Origin of the sequence: Methylocella sp., assembly GCF_041905455.1 — a bacterium.
In the GTDB taxonomy this organism is placed as follows: domain Bacteria; phylum Pseudomonadota; class Alphaproteobacteria; order Rhizobiales; family Beijerinckiaceae; genus Methylocapsa.
Genome location: NZ_JAYRLA010000005.1, coordinates 32,698 through 59,432 on the forward strand (window position 1 = coordinate 32,698; position 26,735 = coordinate 59,432).

Genomic DNA, 26,735 nt, shown 5'->3' on the forward strand with positions numbered 1-26,735 from the left:
CATGGTGGTGCGGCGTCGTGACCCTTCGGAGCGTGGGCAGCTCGATCTGTTTCGCGCGCTCCCCGGCGACTTCGCGCCACGAGACGCGCAGGATCTCATGGCCTATCCTTTCTTCTCCCTCTCCAAATCCCATCGCGTCGCCCCGATCGACTTTTCGGCCGGCGACATCACGATCCGCGTCGAGGCCGTTCCCGATCACGGCATGGCCACGATCTGGGACGCCGACATCCTGATCTGGGCCGCCAGCCAGATCGTGGAAGCCCGCGACAACGGGCTGCGCACCTCCAGGCTGATGGCCGCGACGCCCTATGAAATCCTCACCTATGTCGGACGCGGCACCAGCTTGCGCGACTATCAACGCCTCAAGGCGGCGCTGGACCGGCTGCAATCGACCACGATCTCGACATCGATCCGCCAGCCGGTCGAGGGCCGTCGCCACCGCTTCTCGTGGATCAACGAATGGCAGGAGCGCACCGACCGCCACGGGCGGCCGGACGGCATCGAGCTGATCGTCCCCGACTGGTTCTACAAGGCCGTCCTCGACGACGCGCTCATCCTCACCATCGACCCGGCCTATTTCGATCTCACCGGCGGCCTCGACCGCTGGCTCTACCGCATCGTGCGCAAGCACGGCGGCCGCCAGCGCGACGGCTGGCGGTTCGACCTGCGCCACCTCCACGTCAAATCCGGCAGTCTGTCGCCGTTCAAACGCTTCGCGTTCGAGCTTCGCGATATCGTGCGGCGCCAGCCGCTGCCCGGCTATGTCCTGTCGCTGGAGATGGAGATCGGCGGGCGCACGCTGCTCGCCTTCGAGCCGCTCCCGTCCTGTGGAAAACCTGTGGACGGGCTCGTGCTATCGGGAACCCGGACTATCGTGCCATCGGGAACCCGAGGCTCGTGCTATCAGGAACCGAAACCGGCCTTAACGTCTGGAAATCGCAGGCGGATTCGCGCCCTTAACTTAGAGTCTAACCAAGAATCTAACTTTGAAGAGCGCGCGCGCGATGTGGAAAAGCTCATCCGCGGCGCCGCCAGAAGCCTCAACGTAGCCGCGAAAAAGAACTTTCCGACCGCGCAAGCCTGTCCCCGAAGGGCCTCCGGCGACATCCTCACGTCCGAGAGCGGCGATCCCGAAGCGCCCCGGCTCCCCCTCGATCCGCCGGGGGAACGCCGATGATCGTCGCGCTTCTCAATCAGAAAGGCGGCGTCGGGAAGACGACGCTCGCGCTCCATCTCGCCGGTGAACTCGCGGGACGCGGGCAGCGTGTCACGCTGATCGACGCGGACCCGCAGGGCTCGGCGCTCGACTGGTCGCAGCAGCGCAGCCGCGAGGGCCTGCCACGCGCGTTCGGCGTCGTCGGCCTGGCGCGCGATACGCTCCACCGCGAAGCGCCCGAGCTGGCGCGCGATGCCGATCACATCGTCATCGATGGCCCGCCGCGCGTCGCCGGCCTCATGCGCTCAGCGCTGCTCGCCGCCGACCTCGTGCTGATCCCGGTGCAGCCGTCGCCGCTCGATGGCTGGGCCTCGGCCGAAATGCTGTCGCTCCTCGCGGAAGCGCGCATCTACCGGCCGCAGCTCGTCGCCCGTTTCGTTCTCAATCGCTGCGCCGCGCGCACCGTCATCGCCCGCGAGACGGCCGAGACGCTTGCCGATCACGATCCGCCGGTCCTCGCCGCGACCATCGGCCAGCGCATCGTCTTCGCCGACGCCGCGCAGTCCGGGCGGCTCGCCTCGGAGATCGACAGCCGCTCGCCCGCCGCCCGCGAGATCGCTGCGCTCGCATCCGAGATCGGGCGGCTGCGTATCGGGAGGGACGGCTCATGATCGTCCTTACCGGCGACTGCCGCGAACTCATGCCGCCGCGTGGCCCCTTCGACATGATCCTCGCCGATCCGCCCTATGGCGACACCTCGCTTGCCTGGGATCGGCGCGTCGAGGGCTGGCTGGCGCTGGCGCGCGCCGCCCTCAAGCCCACCGGCTCGATCTGGGTCTTCGGCTCGCTGCGCAGCTTCATGGCGACCGCCGACAGTTTCTCGGACGCTGGATTGCGCATCGCGCAGGAGATCGTCTGGGAGAAGCAGAACGGCTCCAGCTTTCATGCCGATCGCTTCAAGCGCGTGCATGAGCTGGCCGTGCAGTTCTATCCGGCCGAGACGGCCTGGCGCGACATCTACAACGACGTCCAGACCACGCCCGATGCGACGGCACGCACAGTCCGCCGAAAGCAGCGTCCTCCCCATACCGGCCAGATCGACGCCGGTCACTATGTCAGCCAGGACGGCGGGCCGCGCATCATGCGTTCGGTCATCTACCTGCGCAATTGCCACGGCCACGCGATTCATCCGACCGAAAAGCCGTCGGTGCTGCTCGAAATCCTGATCCGCACGAGCTGCCCGGAAGGCGGGCTGCTCGGCGACTGGTTCGCAGGCTCCGGCGCGGCCGGCGAAGCCTGCCGGCTGTCCGCCCGCCGCTACATCGGCTGCGAGATCGATCCCGACATGGCCGAGCGCGCCCGTTCACGGCTGCCCTCCCTGCTGCCCTTCGGCAGCGGAGGCGCGTCATGACGGCCCGCACCGAAAAGCGCGGTTTCGCCACGCGCCCGGCCGATCCCGAACAGTGGATCAAGACGGCCGAGAGCCCGCCGCGCGCCGCCGAGGCGAGCGCCTACACGGCGCGGCTCACCATCGATGTGACGCCTGAGCTACGCGGCCGGATCAAGATCGCAGCCTTCGGGCGCGGCGTCACCGTCACCGACATGCTGCGCGAGCTGCTGTCGCGCGAATTTCTCCCGACACCAGGAGACCCCACATGAACGACACCGCGGCCCCCCGCGTGCGCGGCGGCCCGATGCCGTCCGCGCTCTCCCATGATCGCATGACCCGCGTCGAACTGACGTGGATCGAGAAGAAGATCGAATACTGGATCAGGTTTGGCCAGGCGGCGAACGAACAGATCGTCGACCGCCGCCAGCGCATTCTCTCTTTCCGGCCGAACACCGTCTTCGCCTTCGTCCGCTGGGCTTCCAACGACTTCGGCTCGATCATCTCGCGCATCGACATCGTGCGCGCGATCGAACCGGGCGAGGCTTACCAAACGCTGCCCTTCGTGCGGCCGGGCGGCGAAATCCTGCTGAAGATCGAGGGCTGGCCCAAGGTCGAGGACGTGCTGCGCCACGTCGATGCGATCGAGGCGATCGGCATCGAGGCGGACTCGGTCTCGCCGGACCACTGGCGGCACGTCCACAACCGGATGGCCGCCGCTCAACGCCCACGCGCCTATACGCTCGAACAGCATCGCGCCTTCCTCCTGCGCAGGAAGGTCCAGCCATGACGCGTGCCAGCCTCATCGCCGTCATGGCGCTCGCCACGCTGGGCATCGGCTATCCGACGCTCACGCCGACGCCGATCAAGCTCCTGTGGAACGCCTCGGCCAGCGCGCCCATCGGCCTCTATACGATCGACTACGACGGGCCGTTCGACGTCACCGATCTTGTCGCGGTCGACGCGCCCGAACCGCTCGCCGCCTTCATGGCCGAGCGCGGCTATCTGCCCAAGGGCGTGCCGCTCATCAAGCGCGTGCTCGGCGTGTCCGGACAGACCGTTTGCCGAACCGGCCGCGCGATCACCGTGGACGGGATCGCCATGGGCGCGGCGCTGGAGCGCGACCGCATCGGCCGGGAACTGCCGGTCTGGCAGGGCTGCCGCCGCATCCAGACCGGCGAAGTCTTCCTCATGAACTGGCAGGTCCGCGACAGCCTCGACGGTCGCTACTTCGGCCTGACCTCCACCGACCGGATCATCGGCCACGCGGTCCCGCTGTGGACCGATGAAGGCGGCAACGGCCGCTTCGAGTGGCGCGCGCCGACGCGCTGACGCGGCGCCCGGCCTTCGCATTCCCCCAACCATCCAGCCCACCAACCAGAAGGAGACTGCAATGCCCAACCATCTCTTTGAACCGACCGCCAACGGCTATGCCGGCCGCGTCCGGCTGTTCGGCATCGACGAGGCGATCGTGCTCGTCGGCATCGATCCAAGCGACGCCGAAAACGCGCCGGCCTATCGCATCCACCTCGATGACGAGGACGGCGCCGAGATCGGCGCGGCGTGGAAACGTGTTGGCGAACGCGCCGGTGACTACATCGCCCTGGAGATCGACAGCCCGCTCTTTCTGACCGTGTTTCGTCCGGCGCTGTTCCAGGCCGATGACGACGGCCGCACCTTCCGGCTCGCCTGGAAGCGGCCCCGGCAGCGCGAAGACCGGAGCTGACCGATGCCGGCTCCGATCCTCTCCATGCTCGCGGCCCGGCGTGTTGGCCGGGCCGGATCGGCACGTCGCCGCGCCGTTCTCGCCGCCCTCGGCGTGCTCGCCTTCTGCGCGGGGCCGACTGGGGCGACGGCGCAGACCGCGCCGGTCGCCCGTCCATCCGCCGCCGATCCCTATGCCGCCCACATCACCGAGGCGGCGCAGCGGTTCGGCATTCCCGAACGCTGGATTCGCGCCGTGCTGCGCGCCGAGAGCGCGGGCGACGTGCGCGCGATCTCCTCGGCGGGCGCATTGGGACTGATGCAGGTCATGCCCGACACATGGGCAGGCTTGCGCGTCCGCTACCGTCTCGGCCGCGATCCCTATGACCCGCACGACAACATCATCGCGGGCGCGGCCTATCTGCGCGAAATGTGGGACCGCTACGGCAATGTCCCTGCGATGCTCGCGGCCTACAACGCCGGTCCCGGCCGCTATGACGATCATCGTGCGACGGGCCGCGCCTTGCCTGCCGAAACGCGGGCCTATGTCGCCGCGCTCGTGCCGGTTCTCGGCGGCGCGGTCGCACCCGAAACGTCCGTCCGGCGAGCCGATCCGCCACCCGACTGGCGCGAGGCGGCGATCTTCGTCGTGCGTTCCGCCGACGCTCGCCCCGCCGGTTCGCGGTCGGACAAAGCGCGTTCGGACGACAGCCGATCCTCCGTCACGGCGCGGTCATCCGATCCGGCCGCGACATCGGATTCGCCCCTTGTCGTCGCACGCTCCAGCCCCGGAGAGCGCCCATGAGCGTGCGGGCCGTCCTTCGCATCCCCTCGCATTCCGGCGCGTCATGGAGGGGACAAGGGGCAGAGGCAGGCAGAACAACCGGACGATGGCGAGATAAAAAGGCGCACGGTGCGCTTTGGTCAGTCGGTTGTTTTTGTTCAGGTTTTCGGCGCGTTCCGCACCGTGCCGCGCTTTCGCGCACCGTGCGCTGCGCGCCCATCTTCCTGATTTTACTGTTCCTTTCGCACCGTGCAGGGCTGCGCCATGGCCGATGACAGCGAATTTCGCATCCGGCCTGGGCGCATCCGCTCGACCCGCGCGCAGCAGGCCCGGCCTTTCATTTCGCAGGCGCTCGCCGCCGCGCAGAAGGCCGGGGGCCGCGTCTCCCGTTCCGGCAAGATCACGACGGGCAACCACTCGCGCTTCGGGCGCGGCCAGCGCGCCAGCATCCAGGCCAATCGGCTGCTCACCGGCCGCTCGCGCATCGTCGTCATCAAGACCCGCGTGGTGCGCCATAGCGCACGCGCCGCACCGCTGGCGGCACACCTGTCCTATCTACGCCGCGACGGCGTGACCCGAGACGGGGAGAAGGCGCGGCTGTTCGGGCCGGAAGGCGACAATGTGGACGCCCGCGACTTCGCGGCGCGCTGCGAGGACGACCGGCACCATTTCCGCTTCATCGTCTCGCCCGAGGACGCCGTGGATATGGCCGACCTCAAGACCCACGCCCGCGAGCTGATGGGGCAGATGGAAAAGGATCTCGGCACGAAGCTCGATTGGGTCGGCGTCGATCACTGGAACACCGATAACCCCCACATCCATATCATCGTGCGCGGCCGCACCGACGACGGCCAGGACCTCCTGATCTCCCGCGACTACATCAAGGAGGGAATGCGCGCCCGCGCGCAGGATCTCGTGACGCAGGAGCTCGGCCAGCGCACCGATCTAGAGATCAACCGCAATCTGGAGCGGCAGGTCGAGGCTGAACGCTGGACGCAGCTCGACCGGCAGCTTGTCCGCGACGCCGGCAAGTCCGGCATCATCGACCTCGCGCCGCAGCCCGGCCAGCAGCCGGACGAGTTTCATGCGCTGAAGGTCGGCCGGCTGCGCACCCTCGAAATCCGGGGGCTCGCCGGACAGGTCGGCCACCAGCAATGGTTCATCAAGCCCGAGGCGGAATCCACGCTGCGCGAACTCGGCGAGCGCGGCGACATCATCAAGCGGATGCACCGGGCGCTGACGGAACGCGGCATCGAGCGTGGCTCGGCCAGCTATGTGCTGGCCGGCGAGAGCCTCGACGTTCCCGTCATCGGCCGCCTGGTCGAACGCGGCCTTGACGACGAGCTGAAGGGAACGGCCTACGCCGTGGTCGATGGCGTGGACGGCCGCACCCATCACATCCGTCTGCCGCATCTCGACGCCACCGGCGACAGCCCGCCGGGATCGATCGTCGAGTTGCGCGCCTACGAGGATGCGAAGGGCGATCGTCGTGTTGCGCTCGCCGTCCGCTCCGATCTCGATCTCCAGCATCAGGTGAGCGCCACCGGCGCGACCTGGCTCGACCGGCAATCCATCGCCCGCGAACCCGTCGCCATGTCGGACGGCGGTTTCGGCGCCGAGGTGCGGGACGCGATGCGGCAACGCGCGGAGCGTCTGGTCGGCGAAGGTCTCGCCGAGCAGCAGGGCCGCCGCGTCATCTTCAGCCGCAACCTGATCGACACGCTCCGCCGCCGCGAGGTCGATGCGGTGGCCGGCAGGTTGGCGAAGGAGACCGGCCAGCCGTTCAAGCAGGCCGGGAATGGCGAATACGTCGCCGGCACCTATCGCCAGCGCCTGACGCTCGCCTCCGGCCGCTTCGCCATGATCGACGACGGCCTCGGCTTCCAGCTCGTGCCCTGGTCGCCATCCCTCGACAAGCAGCTCGGCCGCCATGTCTTCGGCGTCGCCCGCGACGGCAGCGGCGTCGACTGGGATTTCGGGCGCAAGCGCGGGCTCGGCCTCTAGCTTCAACAGAGAAGGAACATCGCAATGTCCGCGACCAAAATCCTATGGGGACAGATTCTGATCGTCTTCCTCATCGTCCTCTCCACCACCTGGGGCGCGACCGAATATGTCGCCTGGAGCCTGGGGTTTCAGGCGCAGCTCGGGCCGCCCTGGTTCGTCCTGTTCGGCTGGCCGTTCTACCATCCGCCCGCCTTCTTCTGGTGGTGGTTCTCCTATGATGCCTATGCGCCGGAGATCTTCACCCAGGGCGCGTTCATCGCCGCGTCCGGCGGCTTCATCGCCATCGCCGTCGCCATCGGCATGTCGGTCTGGCGGGCGCGCGAAGCCAAGGACGTCGCTACCTATGGCTCGGCGCGCTGGGCCGAGAAGGAAGAGGTGAAGGCCGCAGGGCTGCTCGATCCCGATGGCGTGGTGCTCGGCCGCTACGAACGCGAGTATCTACGCCATGACGGACCGGAGCATGTGCTGTGCTTCGCGCCGACGCGATCGGGCAAGGGTGTCGGCCTTGTCGTGCCGTCATTGCTGACCTGGCCGGGCTCCGCGATCGTTCATGACATCAAGGGCGAGAACTGGACGCTGACGGCGGGCTTTCGCGCCCACCACGGCCGCGTGCTGCTCTTCGATCCGACCAATCCGAAGTCCTCGGCCTACAATCCCTTGCTCGAGGTGCGCCGCGGCGAGTGGGAAGTGCGCGATGTGCAGAACATCGCCGACATCCTGGTCGATCCCGAAGGATCGTTGGACAAGCGCAACCATTGGGAAAAAACCAGCCACTCGCTTCTGGTCGGCGCGATCCTGCATGTCCTCTATGCCGGCGACGACAAGACGCTCGCCGGGGTCGCCGCCTTCCTCTCCGATCCGAAACGCCCGATCGAGTCGACACTCGCGGCGATGATGACGACCAGCCATCTCGGTGAAGCGGGGCCGCATCCCGTCATCGCCAGCGCCGCGCGCGAGCTGCTCAACAAATCCGACAACGAACGCTCCGGCGTGCTTTCCACCGCCATGTCGTTTCTCGGATTGTACCGCGATCCCGTCGTGGCCGAGGTGACACGGCGCTGCGACTGGCGGATCGCCGACATGGTGGGCGACAAGCTCCCGACCACGCTCTACCTCGTCGTGCCGCCCTCCGACATCAATCGCACCAAGCCGCTCATCCGCCTCATCCTCAATCAGATCGGCCGCCGCCTGACCGAAGACCTGCAGGCGAAGGGCGACCGTCATCGCTTGCTCCTGATGCTCGACGAGTTTCCGGCGCTGGGGCGGCTCGACTTCTTCGAGAGCGCGCTGGCCTTCATGGCGGGCTACGGCCTCAAAGCCTTCCTGATCGCGCAGTCACTGAACCAGATCGAAAAGGCTTACGGCCCGAACAACTCGATCCTCGATAACTGCCATGTGCGCGTGTCCTTCGCCACGAACGACGAGCGCACCGCCAAGCGCGTGTCCGATGCGCTCGGCACCGCGACCGAGATGAAGGCGATGAAGAACTATGCCGGGCACCGGCTGTCGCCCTGGCTCGGTCATCTGATGGTCTCGCGCTCGGAGACCGCCCGCCAGTTGCTCACCCCCGGCGAGATCATGCAGCTCCCGCCGAGCGACGAGATCGTCATGGTCGCCGGCACGCCGCCGATCCGGGCGAAGAAAGCGCGCTACTATGAGGATGCCCGTTTCCGCGAGCGCCTGCTGTCGCCGCCCGACCTGAAACGCCCCGACAAGCCGCGCCCCGACGACTGGAGCAGCCTGCCGATCCCGACGCGGCCCAAGGCCGGCGATGCCCAACCGGCCGATCCATCCGACGATGAGGACACCACGGACTCCGAACGCCGGCTGCAACCCGAACTCAGCCGCGCCAAGCCGACGGAAAAGAAGGAACCCATCGCCAACGAGTTCGAGATCGAGCTTCCCGACGAAAGCGACGAGGACGCCACGCGCAACCGCCGCCTGATCCAGCAGGTCCAGGGCGTTGCGCGGCAAGTGTCGCTCGATCCCAATGACGGCATGGAGCTGTGAGCGCCATGACCGGCCATCGGAAGAAATCGAAGTTCACGGTCTATCTCGACCCCGACGTGACGCAGGCGCTGGCGGATTTCGCCGCGCGACGGGACCAGTCGCAATCCATGATCGCGGAAGCCGCCATCGCATCCTTCCTGTCGCCCGACGATGCCGAGCGGCGCGAGGCCGTCGTCGCCAAGCGCCTCGACCAGATCGACCGCCGCATGACCCGCCTGGAGCGCGACGTCGGCATCGCCGTCGAGACGCTGGCTGTGTTCATCCGCTTCTGGATCACGACCACGCCGGCCTTGCCGGAGCCCGCCGCGCAGGCGGCGCGCGCCAAGTCGGCCGAGCGGTATGAGGCGTTCATCACCGCGCTCGGCCGGCGGCTCGTCAAGGGTCCGAAGCTGCGACAGGAGATCCCGGAGGATATCGATTCAGTAAAGGCCGATCAAGGAGGGCAGGATTAGCCGTCTTGTGTGGGGAGACCTAAAGGCGTATATACATCCCCGTATTCACGGGAGGTTCCCATGCCCCATATCGCCAAGGTCTTCCAGTCGGGCAATTCCCAAGCCGTTCGGCTGCCGAAGGATTTTCGCTTTGCAGTCGATGAAGTCGAGGTTTTGCGTGAGGGCGACTCCGTAATCCTGCGACCGAGGCCGGACGCCTCCAAGCGCTGGACGTCGCTGCGCGCGGCTATCGAGCGCGGCTTCAGTGCAGACTTCATGGCCGAAGGCAGGGAGCAGCCTGAAGAGCAGAACCGTCCCGATCTCGATCGGGCGTTTCAATGACGAAATGGCTTCTCGACACCAACGCCGTCATCGCGTTGGTCACACGTCGTTCGGAGCCTCTCCTGCGCCGGGTCGAAGCCGCCGAACCCGGCGCGCTCGCGGTCTGTTCCATCGTCGCCCATGAACTCTATTTCGGCGCCTATCGCAGCCAGAAGGTGGAGTTCAATCTGGAGACGCTTCGCCTTCTCTTTACCGATCTCGAAATCCTCGATCTTGATCGCGAGGACGCGCGAGCCGCCGGAGAAATCCGGGCGGCGCTTGCACGGCGCGGCACACCGATCGGTCCCTATGATCTCCTGATCGCCGGCCAGGCGCTGGCGCGCGGCCTGCCGCTCGTCACCAACAATACCGCAGAATTCGAGCGCGTTGCCGGATTGCGACTGGAAGACTGGACCAGGGATTGACGCTCGCGGCAATAACGCCGCTCACTCACCAGCAGAGCAAATTCCAGTAAGCGTAGGTCGCTGACGCGCACTCCCAACAGGGGCCGAAGCCGCGACAGGAGATCCCCAAAGACGTCTCCGACTCGGAGCCGTGACGATCGCGCGCGTCATCTGGTGAGGATCACGACGACAACAAGATCATGGCCTCACCGCCGTTCTCCTGTATTTTCACGCCACACTACTACTACGACCGATACTTGTTGAACCGGCCCGATTTCGGGCTCTTTTAATCGACCCCATTCCGGGGACTGTCTGTGGCGCCTCGTGAGGAAACGGGGCCGACATGACCACTTCTCATCAGAAACCGGAGGCGATCCAGCGCGGCGCGCGGATGCTGCGCACCGCGCTCGGTCCCGCCATTTCGCGGTTCCTCGAAGACGTAAGCATCGTCGAAGTGATGTTGAACCCGGATGGCCGCATCTGGGTGGATCGGCTTTCCGAAGGTCTGGCCGATACGGGCGAGCGGCTGTCGGCCGCTGACGGCGAACGCATCGTGCGTCTGGTCGCCCACCATGTCGGCGCGGAGGTTCACGCCCGGTCCCCGCGTGTCTCGGCCGAGCTGCCCGAAACGGGAGAACGGTTCGAGGGGCTTCTTCCGCCCGTCGTCGCCGCACCGGCCTTCGCCATCCGCAAGCCCGCCGTCGCTGTCTTCACGCTCGACGATTACGTCAATGTCGGGATCATGACCGCCGACCAGGCCGCGACCCTGCGCGCGGCCGTCGCATCGCGCGCCAACATCCTCGTCGCGGGCGGCACTTCGACCGGCAAGACCACGCTGACCAATGCGCTGCTCGCCGAAGTGGCGAAGACGCAGGATCGCGTCGTCATCATCGAGGACACGCGCGAGCTGCAATGCGCCGCGCCCAATCTGGTGTCGATGCGCACCAAGGAAGGCGTCGCCACGCTTTCCGATCTCGTCCGCTCCTCGCTCCGTCTGCGCCCCGACCGCATCCCCATCGGCGAGGTGCGCGGCTCCGAAGCGCTCGACCTCCTCAAAGCCTGGGGCACCGGACATCCGGGCGGCGTCGGCACCATCCACGCCGGGACCGGCATCGGCGCGCTGCGCCGCCTCGAACAGCTCATCCAGGAAGCCGTCGTCACCGTCCCGCGCGCCCTGATCGCCGAGACGATCGACCTCGTGGCCGTCCTATCCGGGCGCGGCTCCGCGCGCCGGCTCGCCGAACTCGCCCGTGTCGAAGGGCTCGGCCCGGACGGGGACTACCGCATCAGCCCCGCAACCCTTGACCAACCTGGAGAACCTTCATGATCCGCATCCCCATGCGCGTCCGTCGCACCGTCGCGACCGCCGCCGCCGTCGCTTACGTCAATCTCGTCCTGGCGCCCGCCGCCCACGCCTCCGGCTCCTCGATGCCGTGGGAAGCGCCGCTCCAGAAAATCCTCCAGTCGATCGAAGGCCCCGTGGCCAAGATCGTCGCGGTCATCATCATCATCGCGACAGGCCTGGCGCTCGCCTTCGGCGACACGTCGGGCGGCTTTCGCAAGCTGATCCAGATCGTGTTCGGCCTGTCGATCGCCTTCGCCGCCAGCTCGTTCTTCCTGAGCTTCTTCAGCTTCGGCGGCGGGGCGCTGGTCTGATGGCCGTCGCCTTTGAGCAACTGGATGTGCCGGGGTTCACCGTCCCGGTTCACCGCGCACTGACCGAGCACATCCTGCTCGGCGGTGCGCCCCGTTCCATCGCGATCCTCAACGGGACGCTGGCCGGAGCCGTGGGCCTCGGACTGCGCCTCTGGCTGGTCGGCCTCGCGATCTGGGCCATCGGCCATGTCGCGGCGGTCTGGGCGGCCAAGCGCGATCCGCAATTCGTGGAAGTCGGCCGACGCCATCTGCGCGTCCCGGCCTTTCTCGCGGTCTGAGGGAGGCGACGCCCATGATGAATCTCAGAGAATATCGCCGCGCCGCAGCCCGCCTTGCCGACTTCCTGCCCTGGGCCGCGCTCGTCGGCCCCGGCGTCATCGTGAACAAGGACGGCTCGTTCCAGCGCACGGCGCGCTTCCGTGGCCCCGATCTCGATAGCGCCGTCGCCGCCGAGCTGGTCGCGGTCGCCGGCCGCATCAACAACGCCTTCCGCCGGCTCGGCTCCGGCTGGAGCATTTTCGTCGAGGCGCAGCGCAGCGAGGCCGCGACTTATCCCGACAGCCCGTTCCCCGATGCTGCGTCCGGCCTGGTGGAAGAGGAACGCAAGGCCGATTTCGAGGAAGCCGGCATCCATTTCGTGTCGGACTATTTCCTGACCATCCTCTATCTGCCGCCCGCCGAGGACGCCGCCCGGGCCGAGACATGGCTATACGAGGGCCGCGAGCAAACCGGCGTCGATCCCCATGAGGTGATGCGCGGCTTCATCGACCGCACCGACCGCGTGCTGGCGCTGCTCGACGGCTTCATGCCCGAATGCGGCTGGCTCGACGATACCGAGACGCTGACCTATCTCCATTCGACGGTTTCCACGAAACGCCACCGCGTCCGCGTGCCGGAAACGCCGGTCTATCTCGATGCGCTGCTCGCCGATCAGCCGCTGACCGGCGGGCTCGAACCGCGCCTTGGCAGCGAGCATCTGCGGGTCCTCACCATCATCGGCTTTCCGACCGCGACGACGCCCGGCCTGCTCGACGATCTCAACCGGCTCGCTTTCCCCTACCGCTGGTCGACCCGCGCGATCCTGCTCGACAAGACCGACGCGACCAAGCTGCTGACCAAAATCCGCCGCCAATGGTTCGCCAAGCGCAAGTCGATCGCCGCGATCCTCAAGGAAGTCCTGACGAACGAGGCGTCGGCGCTGGTCGATACCGATGCGTCCAACAAGGCGGCCGACGCCGATATGGCCTTGCAGGAGCTGGGCGCCGATGTCGCCGGCATGGCCTATGTCACCGCGACGATCGTGGTGTGGGACGCCGATCCGCGTCTTGCCGACGAAAAACTGCGCCTTGTCGAGAAGGTCATCCAGGGCCGCGACTTCACGGCCATGGTCGAGACCGTCAACGCGGTGGACGCATGGCTCGGCTCTTTGCCCGGCCACGCCTACGCCAACGTGCGCCAGCCCCCGATCAGCACTTTGAATCTCGCCCACATGATCCCGCTTTCGGCGGTGTGGGCTGGGCCGGAACGGGACGAGCATTTAGGTAGCCCCCCCTTGCTTTACGGCAAGACCGAAGGCTCGACGCCGTTCCGGTTGAGCCTCCATGTCGGAGACGTTGGCCACACGCTCGTCGTCGGGCCGACAGGCGCGGGCAAGTCCGTGCTGCTCGCCCTCATGGCCTTGCAGTTCCGGCGCTATGCCAACTCTCAGGTCTTCGCCTTCGATTTCGGGGGCAGCATCCGCGCCGCCGCGCTCGCCATGGGCGGTGACTGGCACGATCTCGGCGGCGGGCTGACCGAGGGTGACGACTTCTCCGTCTCGCTTCAGCCGCTCGCGCGCATCGACAATACCTATGAGCGCGCCTGGGCCGCCGACTGGATCGTCGCCATCCTGACGCGCGAAGCGATCCAGATCACGCCCGAGGTGAAGGAGCACATCTGGACCGCGCTGACCTCGCTGGCCTCCGCGCCGATCGGGGAACGCACCATCACCGGCCTGTCGGTGCTGCTTCAGTCCAACGATCTGAAGCAGGCACTCCGTCCGTTCTGCGTCGGCGGGGCCTATGGCCGGCTGCTCGACGCCGAAGCCGAACATCTCGGCTCGGCCGCTGTGCAGGCGTTCGAGATCGAGGGCCTGGTCGGCACGGGGGCAGCGCCCGCGGTGCTTTCCTATCTCTTCCACCGCATCGGCGACCGACTCGACGGGCGACCGACCTTGCTCATCATCGACGAGGGCTGGCTGGCGCTGGACGATGAAGGGTTCGCGGGCCAGCTCCGCGAATGGCTGAAGACGCTGCGCAAGAAGAACGCATCGGTCATCTTCGCCACGCAGTCGCTCAGCGACATCGACAATTCCAGCATCGCGCCGGCCATCATCGAAAGCTGCCCGACGCGGCTCTTGCTCCCGAACGAGCGTGCGATCGAGCCGCAGATCACGGCCATCTATCGGCGCTTCGGCCTCAACGACCGGCAGATCGAAATCCTCGCGCGCGCCGTCCCTAAGCGCGACTATTACTGCCAGTCGCGGCGCGGCAACCGCCTGTTCGAGCTGGGCCTGTCCGAAGTCGGCCTCGCGCTCTGCGCCGCATCCTCCAAGTCCGACCAGACCCTGATCGCCAACCTCGTCGCCGAGCACGGCCGCGACGGCTTCCTCGCCGCGTGGCTGCGCGCCCGCGACGTCGGCTGGGCCGCCGATCTCATCCCGACGTTCTCGTTCCCCCAAGCAGCAAAGGAGTCCTGACTATGCTTACCCTTCGTATCCGCTCGCGCGCCATGGCGCTCGCCGCGACCATGCTGGCGGCAACCCCGGTCGCGCTCTCCCCGATGGTGGCGACGCCCGCCCACGCGATCATCGTCTTCGATCCGAGCAATTACGCCCAGAACGTGCTGACGGCCGCGCGCACGCTGGAGCAGATCACCAACCAGATCACCTCGCTCCAGAATGAAGCGCAGATGCTCATCAACCAGGCGAAGAACCTGGCGAGCCTGCCTTACTCGGCGCTCCAGACCTTGCAGCAGAACGTGCAGCGCACCCAGCAGCTTCTCAGCCAAGCCCAGGGCATCGCGTTCAACGTCCAGCAGATCGACCAGATGTTCACCCAGAAATACGGCAACGTCTCGATGTCGACGACCGACAAGCAGATGGTCGCCGACGCCCGTTCGCGCTGGCAGAACACCGTTGGCGGGCTTCAGGACGCGATGCGGGTACAGGCCGGCGTCGTCTCCAACATCGACACCAACCGCACGCAGATGTCGGCGCTGGTCAGCCAGAGCCAGGGTGCGACCGGCGCGCTTCAGGCGACGCAGGCCGGCAATCAGATCCTCGCCCTGCAATCGCAGCAGCTCTCCGATCTCGTGGCGCTGCTCGCCTCCAACGGCCGGGCCAGCGCGCTCACCGAGGCCGAACGCACCGCGGCGGCCGAACAGGGCCGCGAGCAGCGTCGCCGCTTCCTGACGCCGAGCTCGGGCTACCAGCCCGGCAACGCCCAGATGTTCAACAGCGGCAAATAAGGCCGGAAAGGAGGAAGCTCATGGACGGCAAGATGCTGGCCCGGCTGGGCGCTATCGTATTCGTCGCGGTCGCCGTCACGGCAACCGCGATCGAAATGACCCGCAAGCAGGACGCGCTGGCATCGCCGTCGGCGCGTCAGCAACAGCGCGAAGGTGATCCGCTGCGCGAGAGCCAGCGCCGGTGCCAGCAACTTGGTCAACAGGCAGCAAGCGATCCCGAATGCCTGCGCGTCTGGGCCGAAACCCGCGACCGCTTTCTCGGCCACGCGCCGGCGCCGGTCGCACCGGCGGCGTCCGCCAGCACGGAAGGGCAGTGAGCCATGGGCGGCGCAGGCGTCATCGACAATTTCCTCGGCGTATTCACCAAATACATCGACAGCGGCTTCGGCCTTCTCTCCGGCGAAGTGGCGTTCATCGCGACCACGCTGATCGTGATCGACGTGACGCTCGCCGCGCTCTTCTGGAGCTGGGCTGGCGATGACGACATCATCGCGCGCCTGGTCAAGAAGACGCTGTTCGTTGGCGTCTTCGCCTATCTGATCGGTAACTGGAACAACCTCGCCAAGATCGTCTTTGACAGCTTCGCTGGCCTCGGTCTCAAAGCATCGGGCACGGGCTTTTCGACCGCCGACCTGATGCGCCCCGGCAAGGTCGCACAGACCGGCCTCGATGCCGCCCGGCCGCTCTTGGAGGCGATCTCGCCGCTGATGGGCTGGATCTCGGTGTTCGAGAACCTGATCCAGATCGTGTGCCTGCTGTTTGCCTGGGCGCTCGTGATCCTCGCCTTCTTCATCCTGGCGATCCAGCTCTTCGTCACCCTGATCGAGTTCAAGCTGTCGACGCTCGCCGGTTTCGTCCTCATTCCCTTCGGTCTCTTCGGCAAGACCGCCTTCATGGCCGAGCGCGTGCTGGGCAACGTCATTTCCAGCGGCATCAAGGTTCTGGTGCTCGCCGTCATCATCGGCATCGGCTCGACGCTCTTCGGCGAGTTCACCAAGGGCTTCGGCGGCACGACGCCGACCGTCGACGACGCCATGGCGATCGTGCTCGCCGCTCTCTCGTTGCTCGGCCTCGGCATCTTCGGCCCCGGCATCGCCAACGGCCTCGTCTCCGGCGGTCCCCAGCTCGGCGCGGGCGCAGCCATCGGCACCGGCCTTGCCGTGGGCGGCGCAGCCCTTGCGGCAGGCGGTGCCGCGGGTCTCGCCCTCAAAGGCGGATCGGCGGCGTTCTCCGGCGGCGCTGCCGTGGCACGCGGCGGCGCCACCGCGGCAGGCGGGGCATCGGCCGCCTATTCGCTCGGCTCCCTGGGGCAGTCCGGTGCGGCAGGCGTTGCCTCCGGCATGGGCGGCGTTGCCCGTGCCGCAGGCTCGGCCGCCGTCTCGCCGCTGAAGCGCGCCGTGGCCCGCGCCTCCGAGAGCATGAAATCCAGCTTCTCCGATGGCGCCAAGGCCGGGCTCAGTGCGACCGGCGGCTCCTCGACCATGGGAACGGTCGGCGGTGAAGCCGCCGAGGCCGCATCCACGCCGATAGCCATGGCGGGCGGCGCTCCCGATTGGGCCAAGCGCATGAAGCGCAGCCAGCACCTTTCTCACGGCGTCAGCGCCGCCGCCCATGCCGTCAAGTCCGGCGACAGCCACGGCTCCGGCTCTTCCATCAACCTTTCCGAAAGCGACCGCTCATGAACATCTTCAAAAGGCCCGCCGTGCATTACGGCAAGACGCCCGAACCCGAGACGCCATACCAGAAGGCCGCGCAGGTCTGGGACGACCGTATCGGCTCGGCCCGCGTGCAGGCGAAGAACTGGCGCTACATGGCCTTCGGCGCGCTGATCCTCTCGGCAGGCTTCGCCGGCGCGCTCGTGATCCAGTCGGCGCGCGGGACCGTCGTGCCGTGGGTGGTCCAGGTCGACAAGCTCGGCCAGGCGCAGAGCATTGCGCCGGCCAGCGCCGACTATCGCCCGACCGATCCGCAGATCGCATGGCATCTCGCCCGCTTCATCGAGCAGGTACGCTCGATCCCGGCCGATCCGATCATCGTCCGCCAGAACTGGCTTCGCGCCTATGAATGGACGACGGATCGCGGCGCGGGCGCGCTCAACGACTATGCCCGCACCAACGACCCCTTCACCAAGGTCGGCAAGCAGCAGATCGCCGTCGACGTCTCCAGCGTCATCCGCGCTTCACCGGACAGCTTCCGCGTCGCCTGGACCGAACGGCAATTCGAGAACGGCGTGCTCGCCTCGACCCAGCGCTGGACCGCGATCCTGACGATCGCGCTTCAGCCGCCGCGCGACGCCGAGCGGCTGAAGGCCAATCCGCTCGGCATCTACGTCAACGCCATCAACTGGTCGCGGGAGATGGGCCAATGAAGCCGGCAATCCGTATCGCCGTCCTTCCGGCTTTCCGTAGATCCGTGAGCGTTGCGCTGATGCTGTCCGCGACGGCGCTCGCGGGCTGCGCCAGCATGACCAAGCCTCCGGCGATCAGCTACGACGCCAGCGTGCCGCCTTTGCCGGCCATTCCCGCCGCCGTCATCGACGAGCGGCCGAAGCCGGTGCTGATCCCGCCGGCCTGGACGGTCGCACGCGGCGGCGAGACCGCGGGCACCCCGACCGGCCGCGTCGAGAACGCCAATGCCGCCGCCCGCGTGCAGCCGCGCCGCGAGGGCTATTACAACGCCATCCAGATCTACCCGTGGTCGGAAGGCGCGCTCTATCAGGTCTATGCCGTTCCCGGCCAGATCACCGACATCGCGCTGGAGCCGGGCGAAAGCCTCACCGGCGCGGGACCGATCGCGGCCGGCGACACGGCGCGCTGGATCATCGGCGATACCGAGAGCGGGTCCGGCGTCACGCGCCGCGTCCATATCCTCGTCAAGCCGAGCCGGCCCGACATCACCACCAACCTGATCGTGACGACCGACAGGCGGACCTACATGATCGAGCTGCGCTCCGGCGAGAAGCCCTACATGCCGTCGGTCGCCTGGGCCTATCCGCAGCCGCCGGCCAGCCAGCGCCAGAGCGTTCCGGCCACGCCGGTCATTCCGGCCGTGGCCGCCCGCAATTATCGCTACGCTCAGACCGACTCCGGCAATCCGCCGTGGAAGCCGATCGCCGTCTATGACGATGGCCGTCACGTCTATGTCGAATTCCCGCGTGGCATCGTCCAGGGCGAGATGCCGCCGCTCGTCGTCATCGGCCCGCAAGGCGAAGCCCAGATCGCCAACAACCGCATCTATCAACACATCCTGATCGTCGATCGCCTGTTCGGCGCGGCCGAGCTGCGCCTTGGCGCGGGCGACAAGCAGCAGACCGTCAGGATCGTCCGCACCGACGGGAGGCCATCCTAATGACCGATACCACCAGCACCGAGACCAGCACCCCCGTCGCGCCGATGCGGCTTCGCGCCGAACCGCCGCGCGTCACACGCCTCTCGCGCAAAATGCTCGCGAGCGTCGCGGCCGTCGCTCTGGTCGGCATTGGCGGATCGCTGATCTACGCGCTCCAGACGCGCGGGCCGGACGACGGCGGCGCCGAGCTATATTCCACCAACGGCCGCCAGACCGCCGATGGCCTGGCCGGCTTGCCCAAGGACTATACCGGCCCGGTTCTCGGCCCGGCGCTGCCCGGCGATCTCGGCGGTCCCATCTTGAGCGCGCAGAACAACGGTCAGCCGATTGCAGCACCCGTCACCCCGACGCCCGGCGTCAGCGAGGCCGAGCAGCGCCGCCGCGCCGAGGAAGAGGCCGCGCGCCTCAGCGCCGTCTTCTTCCAGTCGCGGCAGGGATCGACGGCCTCCAGCACGGCGGGCGCGATGCCCGGTCTCGCCGGGCTCGATCTCTCCGGCGCCGGCGCGGGCGGACAGGCCGCCACGGGACAGGACAAGCAGCTCGCCTTCCTCAACGCGGCGGCCGACCGGCGCACGGTCACGCCCGATCGCGTGACGCCGCCGGCGTCGCCCTTCGTGCTTCAGGCCGGCGCGGTGATCTCGGCCGCGCTCATCACCGGCATCCGCTCCGATCTTCCTGGCCAGATCATCGCCCAGGTCACGGAGCCGATCTATGACAGCCCCACCGGACGCATTCTGCTCGTGCCACAGGGCACGCGGATCATCGGCCAGTACGACAACAACGTCCAATATGGTCAGCGCCGCGTGCTGCTCGTCTGGAACCGGCTCATCATGCCGAACGGCCGCTCGATCGTCCTCGAACGCCAGCCTGGGACCGACACGCAGGGCTATGCCGGTCTTGAAGATGGTGTGGACTATCATTGGTGGGATTTGGCGAAGGCCGCCGGGCTCTCGACGCTGCTTTCGGTCGGGGCGGAGCTTGCCGTCGACGATCAGGACCGGCTGCTCCGCGCCATCCGCAACGGCGGCCAGGACACGATCAACGACGCCGGACAGCAGATCGTCCGCCGCCAGCTCAACGTCGCACCGACGCTGACCATCCGGCCGGGCTTCCCGGTCAGGATCGTCGTGACGCGCGATCTCGTCCTCGAACCCTATGGAGGCTGACATGATGAAGCTGAAACTCGGTCCCCTCGCGGACGACAAGCCCGTGAAAGTCGCGGTAGAGCTGCCGGCGTCGCTCCACCGCGACCTGACCGAATATGGCCGTCTTCTGGCCGGGGCCGCCGCTCCGATCGAACCGGCAAAACTCATCGTGCCCATGCTGGAGCGGTTCATTGCGACAGATCGCGGGTTCGCAAAGGCGCGGCGCCCCATGCAGAAGCCCGAGTGAATCCGGCAAGGTAGGCCGCGCCGCACGGCCTGAAGAGGAACCCCAACCACGGCTGACGTTCAACCTGGAGGTGGCTCGTGGTCAGGCCCGGTGGACGCCGGATAGATGACTCTTCCCTGCGCGTCCTTCTGCACGCCCAGCGTCGGCGTGGCGTGCTCGCTATGCCCCGGCGCCATCAGATGATCGACGGCGTGGCCAGTCAGTAGCAGATGGTCGGTGATGATGCGGCGATGGCATCGCCACCAGACCGCTTCGGAACACATCAGGGCCAGGCGGTGATCGCGGCCGAGGCTCACCAGATCATGAAACGCGCCGACGAACGCCTCGCCGAGCGCATAGTCAGCATAGTTGTGGAAGCTTTGCACCCGCCATAGCGCATTGAGGCTTTCGTTCACACCGGTCTGCTTTGGCCGCCTGCCGCCCAGGTCCGGCATATGTCGGTAACCGATCTGTGCCCGCGCCAGGTCTTCCGGCAGACCGTCGATATTGAAGGCAGGATTGCTACGCGACCGGGGAAAGGCGCGCACGTCGATCACCATCTCGACCCGGGCGGCGCCCAGCATGTCGAGAAATTCGCCGAGGCTGCGATTGGAATGGCCGATGGTGACGAATTGCGCGGCCATCAATCGATCTTCGTCAGCGCAGCTTCCTTGTGAGCGGCGACATGGTCCGTCTTGTCACTCTTGATCTCGTACTGCGGATCGTCCTTCGACGCCCGGTGTCGATGGCCCTTGTAGTCGAAATCCGCATGATGAACCCGGATGATCTTGCCTGTCACATGACCGGCTTCGGAGTTCCAGCTCACATGGTCGCCAATGGAATATTTGGTCATGGTCGCAGCCTCTCTTCGCAGCCGGCGGATCAGTCGCGCAGCAGTTGTTGGCTTCGGTCGCCCGGCACCGTTGCAGCAATCATCTCCATGAGTGTGTCGATGACCTCGCGTGTCGCATCCCATTTCGCGGCTTCGTCCAACGCCCGATTCTGGAAACCGAGGCACACCGCGCCATGCACCGCCGACCAGAACATGAAGGCATATCGATTGAGGTCCATTCCCGGCAAAAACCCCTGGGCCTGGCAGCCGCGAAGACCCGTGAGCAACAGCTCGAATATTCGGCGGCCAGGATCGCCTGACAGGGGATCATCACCAATCCCGAGGCTGGGCGGAGGTGCGAACATCAGCCGGTACAGGGTCGGATTGTCGAGTGCGAAGCGGGCATAGGCGTAGCTCCCTTCACGCAGGTAGCCAAAGGGGTCTGCGTGCATCCGCTCCGAGAGCGTCAGTTTCTCATTATATAGCCGGTTGAAGCCCTCTTCCCGCACCGCCCGCAACAGAGCGCCCTTGTTGCGAAAATAGCCGTAAAGCGCAGGCGGCGTGCAGCCGACCGCCTGTGCCACCGCCACCAACGGAACATCGAAATCGTCACGCGCCGCCAGCAGGCGAACCATTTCCGCGACCGCTCGCGGCGCGATGTCGAGTGTGTCTTCTTTTCTTGGACGCGCCATCAGCCCCGAAACCCACTTTTTACGCCCGATCTTCCGCTAGGCTTCGACCCTCAGCGGCCGTTGCATCAATCACAGCACACCGGAGCGCCATGTATACCATACGTTAACTTAACGTCGTTCATTTATCATTGACGCCGTGCGGTGTGCGACTCATCATGCCGCATACTGAATGTCGTTAAGTTCTTTGAGGGCGGCATGATGCAACGACACGATCATAACGACAACGCCATCTGCGCTTTCGCGAACGCGGTAGCCAACAGCCTTGAAACGGGCTGGAGACCCTGATGGCGAGCGCCGATCACGACGGCAGAAGCTTTTCTGACGGCGCCAAGATCGGCTCCCTTTCCGATCTTGCGTTCGGGGCTGAGCGACATAGCCGGATCAAACTGCACCATCTGCGTTATTTCGTGACCGCTGCCGAATATGGAAGCTTTCGACAGGCAGGTCGCGCCCTCGGCATCCAGGAATCGACGATCAGTCGCCGTATCCGTGACCTCGAGGATCAGCTCGGCGCATCGCTCTTTCATCGCCACGCCAGCGGCGTCAGCCTTACGGTTGCCGGGCAGAAATATTTGCCAGGGGCTCGGACCGCCCTCCGACATATTCATGCTAGCGCGGTCGATGTCGCAGCCGTAGGCCGAACCGAAGAAGGGCACATCAAGATCGGCGTCCTCTCATCCATCGCTTCCGGCTTCCTGTTCGATCTGCTGCGCACCTTCGGTAAGCGATACAAACGTGTTCATGTCGATCTCATCGACGGCAATCAGCCCGAACATATCGCCGCGGTGCGGCAACTCCAATTGGACGTGGCGTTTGTAACAGGCTCCTCACTGCGGGACGGTTGCGAAGTCGAGCAGCTCTGGTCTGAAGAGGTGTTCGCCGTCCTCCCGTCAGATCACCCGCTTGCAGATCAAACAGAACTTGCATGGCGCGATCTGGCGGGCGAGCGCTTTATCGTCAGCGAAGCGCCGCCCGGCCAGGAGATCCACGACTATCTGGTCGGGCGCCTCGGGGACCTCGGTCATCATCCCGATATCCATTGCCAATATGTCGGCCGGGACAATATGCTCTCCTTGGTCGCTGTCGGCCGCGGTCTCACGCTCACCAGCGAAGCCATGACCGTCGCGCAGTTTCCAGGGATCGCCTACCGGCGCATGGCCGGTGAAATACTGCCGTTCAGCGCCGTGTGGTCGGCGCGCAACGATAATCCTGCATGCCGCCGGCTGCTGAGCCTCGCCCGCTCCATCGCGCGATCGGCAAGACGGTAAGAACCGCTCACGTTGTGCGCCACCGAAACCGAAAAGAATGAGACGCCGGCGTGCGATCGCGCGGATCACCGGCCGCAACATCTGAACCAGACGTCGCGGTCGGCGGCGTTTTCGACCAACGTCCGAACCTTGGAACGTTCAAGGCCCTCCGGCACTTCTGTATCAATCTCGAGCCGGATCTTCACCCGACTGCCCGGAAGCGCCGTGAGTTGCTCGATGATCGCCTCGACAATCTGATGAATGTCCCGCGCAGGCCGCTCCGGTGAGACTATCACGGCGCTGGTGAAGCGCGTCGGCTTCCTCTCTGTCGGCGGTGTCGCCGACCCACCACCCGCATCGAGCCCGCTGGGCGTCGGTGTGCCGCCATCAGGGCTTCCAGGTGCGCGCCCAAGGGCCAGGTTGCACCGGTGCGGGACAGTGCGCTTCGACCCCATTCGGTTTGATGGTGCTGTCGCTGTCGATGACCAGGGACGTGTTACTCGCACGTTCGATCGCAAGCCCCAGGTAGATGCCCGTCTTCTCACCCCACCGCTCGGCATAGGCGAAAGGACCGAGCAGCATGCCGCTGATCGTCGCCTGCACGCCTTCACCAGTACGTCCTACTCTTTCAGGTGCGGCAGGTAGATGTAGCGATTGAGATATTCCCGCAGATTCTTGAGCGACAACCGTGGCTTGAGCTGCACGCCGGTGCTAGTGAGCGTCACCATGATCATGGGAAGGGTCGAATATCAATCCAACCGTTTTGGACTGAAGTGTGCTTTCGGCACCACGCGATAAAAATAGTGCATTCAGACGCTCGCGCTCGGCAAGCTGCGTTCCAGCTTTCGGGCCGAGGACCATCAGAGCCGTAGCCCAAGCATCGGCTTCTGCGCAGGTTCGCGCGATGACGGTGACGGAGGCCGGCGGTTCAGGCAGGGGCGCTCCGCGGCGCGGGTTCATCGTGTGCGACAATCGTCGGCCTCCGGCCATGAGCCAATGCCGGTAGTCGCCGGAGGTTGCGACTGCTGCGTCCTGTAAGGCAAGGATCGAATGCGGAGCGCGGCGGTCGGGATCGGGCGCCTCGACAGCGATCACCCACGGCTCACCGGCGGGATGCAGGCCGAACGCGCGCATCTCGCCATCAATCCCGACCAGACCTGAAGCGATGCCGAAGCCGTGCAGCACCTCGGCCAGCCTGTCCACGCCGTACCCCTTGGCGATACCATTGAGGTCGAGGTCCACAGGCGCCAATCTTCGCGCCCTTCCACCGTCGACATCCAGCTCCACGATCTCATGGGCGGGCGGATGCGGCATTTCGAGCGCCTTTCGAATTCGGGCCTCGTCGACCGCTTCCGGACCGAATCCCCATGCACGCACAGCCGCACCGACGCCGACATCAAACGCACCGCCCGAGGCGCGGCCGATATCGAAGGCGAGCCGCAGCACTTCCACCAGGCAGGGCGGAACGCTTATCCACGCACCGGGACGGCCAGCATTCAAGCGCATGAGATCGCTGTTCGGATTCCAGGTCGACATTTGCGTGTCGACTTCATTCACGGCGGCTTGCAACGCCTGCCGGACCGCTTCCGAGTCAAGTCCATCCGGCGCATAGAACGACGCCGACCAGCGTGTACCCATCGTCGGTCCGTTCATTGAGAGCCGGTTCTGTTCAGTAGATGTCTTCAACATAGCGTCCCTGCGCCTTCAGCAAGCTCGGCGTCAGCCCCATCGGGGCAAGAATGTCGCCGAGCGCTGTGGAAACACCAGTCGCCATATCCCGGCCGCCGCAGACCATGATCCGAGCGCCTTCGCGCACGAGACGCACGATCTCTGTCGCCTCATGGCGCAGACCATCCTGGACGTAACGAGGGTTTCGCCCGCGCGAGCAGGCCGGCACGACTAGCCGGAGGCGCCCTTCTGCCTGCCAGTTCGCAAAATCCTCGCGATAGAGAAAATCGCTGTCGGGATGGCGCATGCCGAAAAATAGATAAACCGGCCGGCATCGCGTATTGGCGCGCACGAAGCCCGCAAGAGGACCGATCCCCGTTCCGGCTCCGATCAGGATCAGCGGCCTGCGCGTGGTTCCGGCATGGAAGCCGGGATTGCGCCGAACGAAGCCCCTGATCCGATCGCCGGGCCTCAGTTCGTAGAGTTGACCCGAGCACAAGCCGGCCGGATGCTTCTTCACGACGATCTCGACGAAGCCGTCGCGGCGGCCCGAAGCCAGCGAATAGAACCTGGGAACGGCCGAACCTTCGGGCAGGATGCCAAGCAGATCGCCGGCGGCAAAATTGCCGGGCGCGCGGGCGACAAGCCGCCGCCAGAGCGCAGCCTGTGGCAAGGCAAATCGCAGGATGACCGTGGGAGCTTGCACCTTGGCGCCATAGTCGCGGCGCGAGACGAGCGTCAGATCGATGGAGGCGGGTTGTACCGGCTGATGGACGAGATCGAGGTCGAGACCTGTCGCCGCGCCCAATGAGCGGCCCCAACGGGCGAAATCCTGTGGTGACTGCCGGTCCACCGTGTCGAAGGGGATGAGCGTCTCCCAGCCTTTACGCTCCGCGGTTTCGGTAACGGCTCGCGCATAGGCGCAATAGCCGGGAAAGCTGCGGTCGCCGAAGCCAAGCACAGCCATGGGGATCGCCGGAGCGGCGGCAAGAGCGTTCATGCGTTCGAGGAACCCTTTAGCAGAGGCAGGCGTGTCACCATCGCCATAGGTGGCAGCAAGGATAAGGATACGCCTGGCCCGCCCGTAGCGCGCGGGATCGAAGGCGGACATCGGGGCAGCGTGGACAGTCTGGCCTGCCCTGGAGAGCACCGCATGAAGCGTTGCCGCAAATCCCCAAGTGGTGCCGCTCTCGCTGCCGACCAGCAGGATCGTCTCGGCACGGCTGGCAGGAACATTGCCGCGAATGCAAGAGCGCCCGCGCCACCCGGCAAGCCACAGGATGAAGCCCGTCGCAGCCATGACCGGAACGCCGAGCGCCATCAGTCCGAGAACCAGCCCCAATGTGGCCGCTCCTTGTCCGGTGTGCAGCATGTAGATCGTTTCTGAGACTCGCTGCCATCCGGTAAGACCGGTCCAGGCCAGGAGCTTGCCATCGCCCTGATCGATGTAGCCGGTTCCTTGGTCGGTTTTCAGCGTAAAGACATCGCTCGCATCATCTGGCGTGGGAAACGACAAGCTGCGCAGTTCGGCGATGGGTATGGCCCGAAGGGCGGCCATGTCTGCGACAGTCATGCCCGTTCGACCGCTCGCATCCGTCTGCGCAATCGGGGATGCAGCTTCATCCGGCAAAAGATCGAAGGTCGAGGCCGTCATCCACAGGGCTGTGGCTGAGGACAGCAACAATCCAGCGACCGCCAGCCGTGCGATCTCGACATGCAGCCTTCCGGAAAGCGGGCCGCGCATCGGCGAGAACCAAAGCTGCCAGCCTCCGGCCCGGCGCGCGACAAGCACCACTCCGGAAATCGCCAGCACCATCATTGCGGCCGCGCCTGCGGCTGTCACTATGCGGCCGCCATCTCCAAGAAACAGCGACCGATGCAGGTTCGTCAGCCAACGTTCGACCGGTTTCGGATCGGCAGATGCGATGCTTTGCCCTGTCACCGGATCGATCATCGCCGCCTGTGCGGCGCCGTTCTCGAACCAATAGGCAATGATCCGGCCCGACGGCGCTCGCCGTATCTGTTCCAGTTCGGGATGGGCGGCCTGGATGCGCCCCGCCACATCGGCGACGGACACCGCCGCCGTGGCCTGCGGCGAAGACAGGCGCTCGACGGCCGGGAAAATCGAAAGCGCCGCACCGCTAAGGCTGAGCACCAGAAGCAGGAGCCCGGCGATGAGCCCCGGCCAGCGGTGAATGAGACGAGACATACCG

Annotated in this window: 31 protein-coding genes; 25 read left to right on the forward strand and 6 right to left on the reverse strand. The window is 66.2% G+C overall.

Features of this window, described 5'->3' with window-relative positions; genetic code table 11:
- Position 1: 1 nt before the first annotated feature.
- The 24 genes from ACE3OG_RS05655 (at position 2) to ACE3OG_RS05770 (ending at position 20,104) form a co-directional block, all read left to right on the forward strand.
- Positions 2–1,177, forward strand: a complete 1,176-nt coding sequence (locus ACE3OG_RS05655; RefSeq protein WP_374306634.1) for a replication initiator protein A — start codon at positions 2–4, stop codon at positions 1,175–1,177.
- Positions 1,174–1,827: a ParA family partition ATPase gene (gene parA, locus ACE3OG_RS05660; protein ID WP_260347822.1), complete on the forward strand. Its 654-nt coding sequence runs from the start codon at positions 1,174–1,176 to the stop codon at positions 1,825–1,827. The genes ACE3OG_RS05655 and parA overlap by 4 nt, the downstream gene beginning before the upstream one ends.
- Positions 1,824–2,567, forward strand: a complete 744-nt coding sequence (locus ACE3OG_RS05665; RefSeq protein WP_260347821.1) for a site-specific DNA-methyltransferase — start codon at positions 1,824–1,826, stop codon at positions 2,565–2,567. Before parA ends, ACE3OG_RS05665 begins: the two co-directional genes overlap by 4 nt.
- Positions 2,564–2,815 (forward strand): hypothetical protein, encoded by a 252-nt coding sequence (locus ACE3OG_RS05670; RefSeq protein WP_260347820.1) that lies wholly within the window; start codon positions 2,564–2,566, stop codon positions 2,813–2,815. The genes ACE3OG_RS05665 and ACE3OG_RS05670 overlap by 4 nt, the downstream gene beginning before the upstream one ends.
- Positions 2,812–3,333: a DUF2840 domain-containing protein gene (locus tag ACE3OG_RS05675; protein WP_260347819.1), complete on the forward strand. Its 522-nt coding sequence runs from the start codon at positions 2,812–2,814 to the stop codon at positions 3,331–3,333. Before ACE3OG_RS05670 ends, ACE3OG_RS05675 begins: the two co-directional genes overlap by 4 nt.
- Positions 3,330–3,875, forward strand: coding sequence for a S26 family signal peptidase (locus ACE3OG_RS05680; RefSeq protein ID WP_260347818.1), 546 nt, complete (start codon positions 3,330–3,332; stop codon positions 3,873–3,875). Before ACE3OG_RS05675 ends, ACE3OG_RS05680 begins: the two co-directional genes overlap by 4 nt.
- A gap of 61 nt (positions 3,876–3,936) precedes the next feature.
- On the forward strand, positions 3,937–4,269 hold the full coding sequence (locus tag ACE3OG_RS05685) for a DUF736 domain-containing protein (RefSeq protein ID WP_374306637.1): 333 nt from the start codon (positions 3,937–3,939) through the stop codon (positions 4,267–4,269).
- 3 nt (positions 4,270–4,272) lie between these two features.
- Complete coding sequence (locus tag ACE3OG_RS05690; protein WP_374306639.1) at positions 4,273–5,052, forward strand: lytic transglycosylase domain-containing protein; 780 nt, start codon at positions 4,273–4,275, stop codon at positions 5,050–5,052.
- Positions 5,053–5,295: 243 nt separating this feature from the next.
- A complete protein-coding gene (locus tag ACE3OG_RS05695) occupies positions 5,296–7,035 on the forward strand; it encodes a relaxase/mobilization nuclease domain-containing protein (RefSeq protein ID WP_374306641.1) in 1,740 nt (579 codons plus the stop codon).
- A 24-nt stretch (positions 7,036–7,059) separates the two neighbouring features.
- Complete coding sequence (locus ACE3OG_RS05700; protein WP_374306643.1) at positions 7,060–9,045, forward strand: conjugal transfer protein TraG; 1,986 nt, start codon at positions 7,060–7,062, stop codon at positions 9,043–9,045.
- Positions 9,046–9,050: 5 nt separating this feature from the next.
- Positions 9,051–9,497 (forward strand): CopG family transcriptional regulator, encoded by a 447-nt coding sequence (locus ACE3OG_RS05705; protein ID WP_260347813.1) that lies wholly within the window; start codon positions 9,051–9,053, stop codon positions 9,495–9,497.
- 60 nt (positions 9,498–9,557) lie between these two features.
- Positions 9,558–9,818 carry an antitoxin gene (locus ACE3OG_RS05710; RefSeq protein WP_260347812.1) on the forward strand — a complete coding sequence of 87 codons (261 nt, stop codon included), beginning with the start codon at positions 9,558–9,560 and terminating at the stop codon, positions 9,816–9,818.
- Positions 9,815–10,222, forward strand: coding sequence for a type II toxin-antitoxin system VapC family toxin (locus ACE3OG_RS05715; RefSeq protein WP_260347811.1), 408 nt, complete (start codon positions 9,815–9,817; stop codon positions 10,220–10,222). Before ACE3OG_RS05710 ends, ACE3OG_RS05715 begins: the two co-directional genes overlap by 4 nt.
- A 322-nt stretch (positions 10,223–10,544) precedes the next feature.
- Positions 10,545–11,528 carry a P-type conjugative transfer ATPase TrbB gene (gene trbB / locus ACE3OG_RS05720; protein WP_260347810.1) on the forward strand — a complete coding sequence of 328 codons (984 nt, stop codon included), beginning with the start codon at positions 10,545–10,547 and terminating at the stop codon, positions 11,526–11,528.
- On the forward strand, positions 11,525–11,857 hold the full coding sequence (locus ACE3OG_RS05725) for a TrbC/VirB2 family protein (protein ID WP_260347809.1): 333 nt from the start codon (positions 11,525–11,527) through the stop codon (positions 11,855–11,857). The genes trbB and ACE3OG_RS05725 overlap by 4 nt, the downstream gene beginning before the upstream one ends.
- A complete protein-coding gene (locus ACE3OG_RS05730; RefSeq protein WP_260347808.1) occupies positions 11,857–12,135 on the forward strand; it encodes a VirB3 family type IV secretion system protein in 279 nt (92 codons plus the stop codon). The genes ACE3OG_RS05725 and ACE3OG_RS05730 overlap by 1 nt, the downstream gene beginning before the upstream one ends.
- 14 nt (positions 12,136–12,149) lie before the next feature.
- Positions 12,150–14,594 carry a conjugal transfer protein TrbE gene (gene trbE / locus ACE3OG_RS05735; protein ID WP_260347807.1) on the forward strand — a complete coding sequence of 815 codons (2,445 nt, stop codon included), beginning with the start codon at positions 12,150–12,152 and terminating at the stop codon, positions 14,592–14,594.
- A 2-nt stretch (positions 14,595–14,596) separates the two neighbouring features.
- Positions 14,597–15,364 (forward strand): P-type conjugative transfer protein TrbJ, encoded by a 768-nt coding sequence (gene trbJ / locus ACE3OG_RS05740; protein ID WP_260347806.1) that lies wholly within the window; start codon positions 14,597–14,599, stop codon positions 15,362–15,364.
- 20 nt (positions 15,365–15,384) lie between these two features.
- The gene (gene trbK-alt / locus ACE3OG_RS05745) at positions 15,385–15,681 is read left to right on the forward strand and encodes a putative entry exclusion protein TrbK-alt (RefSeq protein ID WP_260347805.1); all 297 of its coding nucleotides are present in this window, start codon (positions 15,385–15,387) and stop codon (positions 15,679–15,681) included.
- A gap of 3 nt (positions 15,682–15,684) precedes the next feature.
- Positions 15,685–17,046, forward strand: a complete 1,362-nt coding sequence (gene trbL / locus ACE3OG_RS05750) for a P-type conjugative transfer protein TrbL (protein WP_260347804.1) — start codon at positions 15,685–15,687, stop codon at positions 17,044–17,046.
- Positions 17,043–17,732, forward strand: a complete 690-nt coding sequence (gene trbF / locus ACE3OG_RS05755; protein ID WP_260347803.1) for a conjugal transfer protein TrbF — start codon at positions 17,043–17,045, stop codon at positions 17,730–17,732. The genes trbL and trbF overlap by 4 nt, the downstream gene beginning before the upstream one ends.
- A complete protein-coding gene (trbG, locus tag ACE3OG_RS05760) occupies positions 17,729–18,712 on the forward strand; it encodes a P-type conjugative transfer protein TrbG (protein ID WP_260347802.1) in 984 nt (327 codons plus the stop codon). The genes trbF and trbG overlap by 4 nt, the downstream gene beginning before the upstream one ends.
- Positions 18,712–19,878 carry a TrbI/VirB10 family protein gene (locus tag ACE3OG_RS05765; RefSeq protein ID WP_260347801.1) on the forward strand — a complete coding sequence of 389 codons (1,167 nt, stop codon included), beginning with the start codon at positions 18,712–18,714 and terminating at the stop codon, positions 19,876–19,878. Before trbG ends, ACE3OG_RS05765 begins: the two co-directional genes overlap by 1 nt.
- Before the next feature lies 1 nt (position 19,879).
- Positions 19,880–20,104: a DUF2274 domain-containing protein gene (locus ACE3OG_RS05770; protein ID WP_260347800.1), complete on the forward strand. Its 225-nt coding sequence runs from the start codon at positions 19,880–19,882 to the stop codon at positions 20,102–20,104.
- Positions 20,105–20,163: 59 nt separating this feature from the next.
- Here the strand turns inward: ACE3OG_RS05770 and ACE3OG_RS05775 are convergent, their stop codons facing one another.
- Genes ACE3OG_RS05775 through ACE3OG_RS05785 form a run of 3 tightly spaced genes read right to left on the reverse strand, consistent with a single transcriptional unit; the run spans position 20,164 to position 21,550 of the window.
- Positions 20,164–20,727 carry a DUF488 family protein gene (locus ACE3OG_RS05775; protein ID WP_260347799.1) on the reverse strand — a complete coding sequence of 188 codons (564 nt, stop codon included), beginning with the start codon at positions 20,725–20,727 and terminating at the stop codon, positions 20,164–20,166.
- Positions 20,727–20,936, reverse strand: a complete 210-nt coding sequence (locus tag ACE3OG_RS05780) for a DUF2945 domain-containing protein (RefSeq protein ID WP_260347798.1) — start codon at positions 20,934–20,936, stop codon at positions 20,727–20,729. Before ACE3OG_RS05780 ends, ACE3OG_RS05775 begins: the two co-directional genes overlap by 1 nt.
- Before the next feature lie 29 nt (positions 20,937–20,965).
- Positions 20,966–21,550: a WHG domain-containing protein gene (locus ACE3OG_RS05785; RefSeq protein WP_374306648.1), complete on the reverse strand. Its 585-nt coding sequence runs from the start codon at positions 21,548–21,550 to the stop codon at positions 20,966–20,968.
- 341 nt (positions 21,551–21,891) lie between these two features.
- Here ACE3OG_RS05785 and ACE3OG_RS05790 point away from each other — a divergent pair, with 341 nt between their 5' ends.
- Positions 21,892–22,875, forward strand: a complete 984-nt coding sequence (locus tag ACE3OG_RS05790; protein ID WP_260347796.1) for a LysR family transcriptional regulator — start codon at positions 21,892–21,894, stop codon at positions 22,873–22,875.
- Positions 22,876–23,241: 366 nt separating this feature from the next.
- Here the strand turns inward: ACE3OG_RS05790 and ACE3OG_RS05795 are convergent, their stop codons facing one another.
- The 3 genes from ACE3OG_RS05795 to ACE3OG_RS05805 all read right to left on the reverse strand — a co-directional run bounded on the left by ACE3OG_RS05795 (position 23,242) and on the right by ACE3OG_RS05805 (position 26,731).
- Positions 23,242–23,457 carry a hypothetical protein gene (locus ACE3OG_RS05795; RefSeq protein WP_260347795.1) on the reverse strand — a complete coding sequence of 72 codons (216 nt, stop codon included), beginning with the start codon at positions 23,455–23,457 and terminating at the stop codon, positions 23,242–23,244.
- 108 nt (positions 23,458–23,565) lie between these two features.
- Entirely contained in the window at positions 23,566–24,543 is a 978-nt protein-coding gene (locus ACE3OG_RS05800) for an FAD:protein FMN transferase (protein WP_260347794.1), read from the reverse strand.
- A complete protein-coding gene (locus ACE3OG_RS05805; protein WP_260347793.1) occupies positions 24,524–26,731 on the reverse strand; it encodes a PepSY domain-containing protein in 2,208 nt (735 codons plus the stop codon). Before ACE3OG_RS05805 ends, ACE3OG_RS05800 begins: the two co-directional genes overlap by 20 nt.
- Positions 26,732–26,735: the final 4 nt, after the last annotated feature.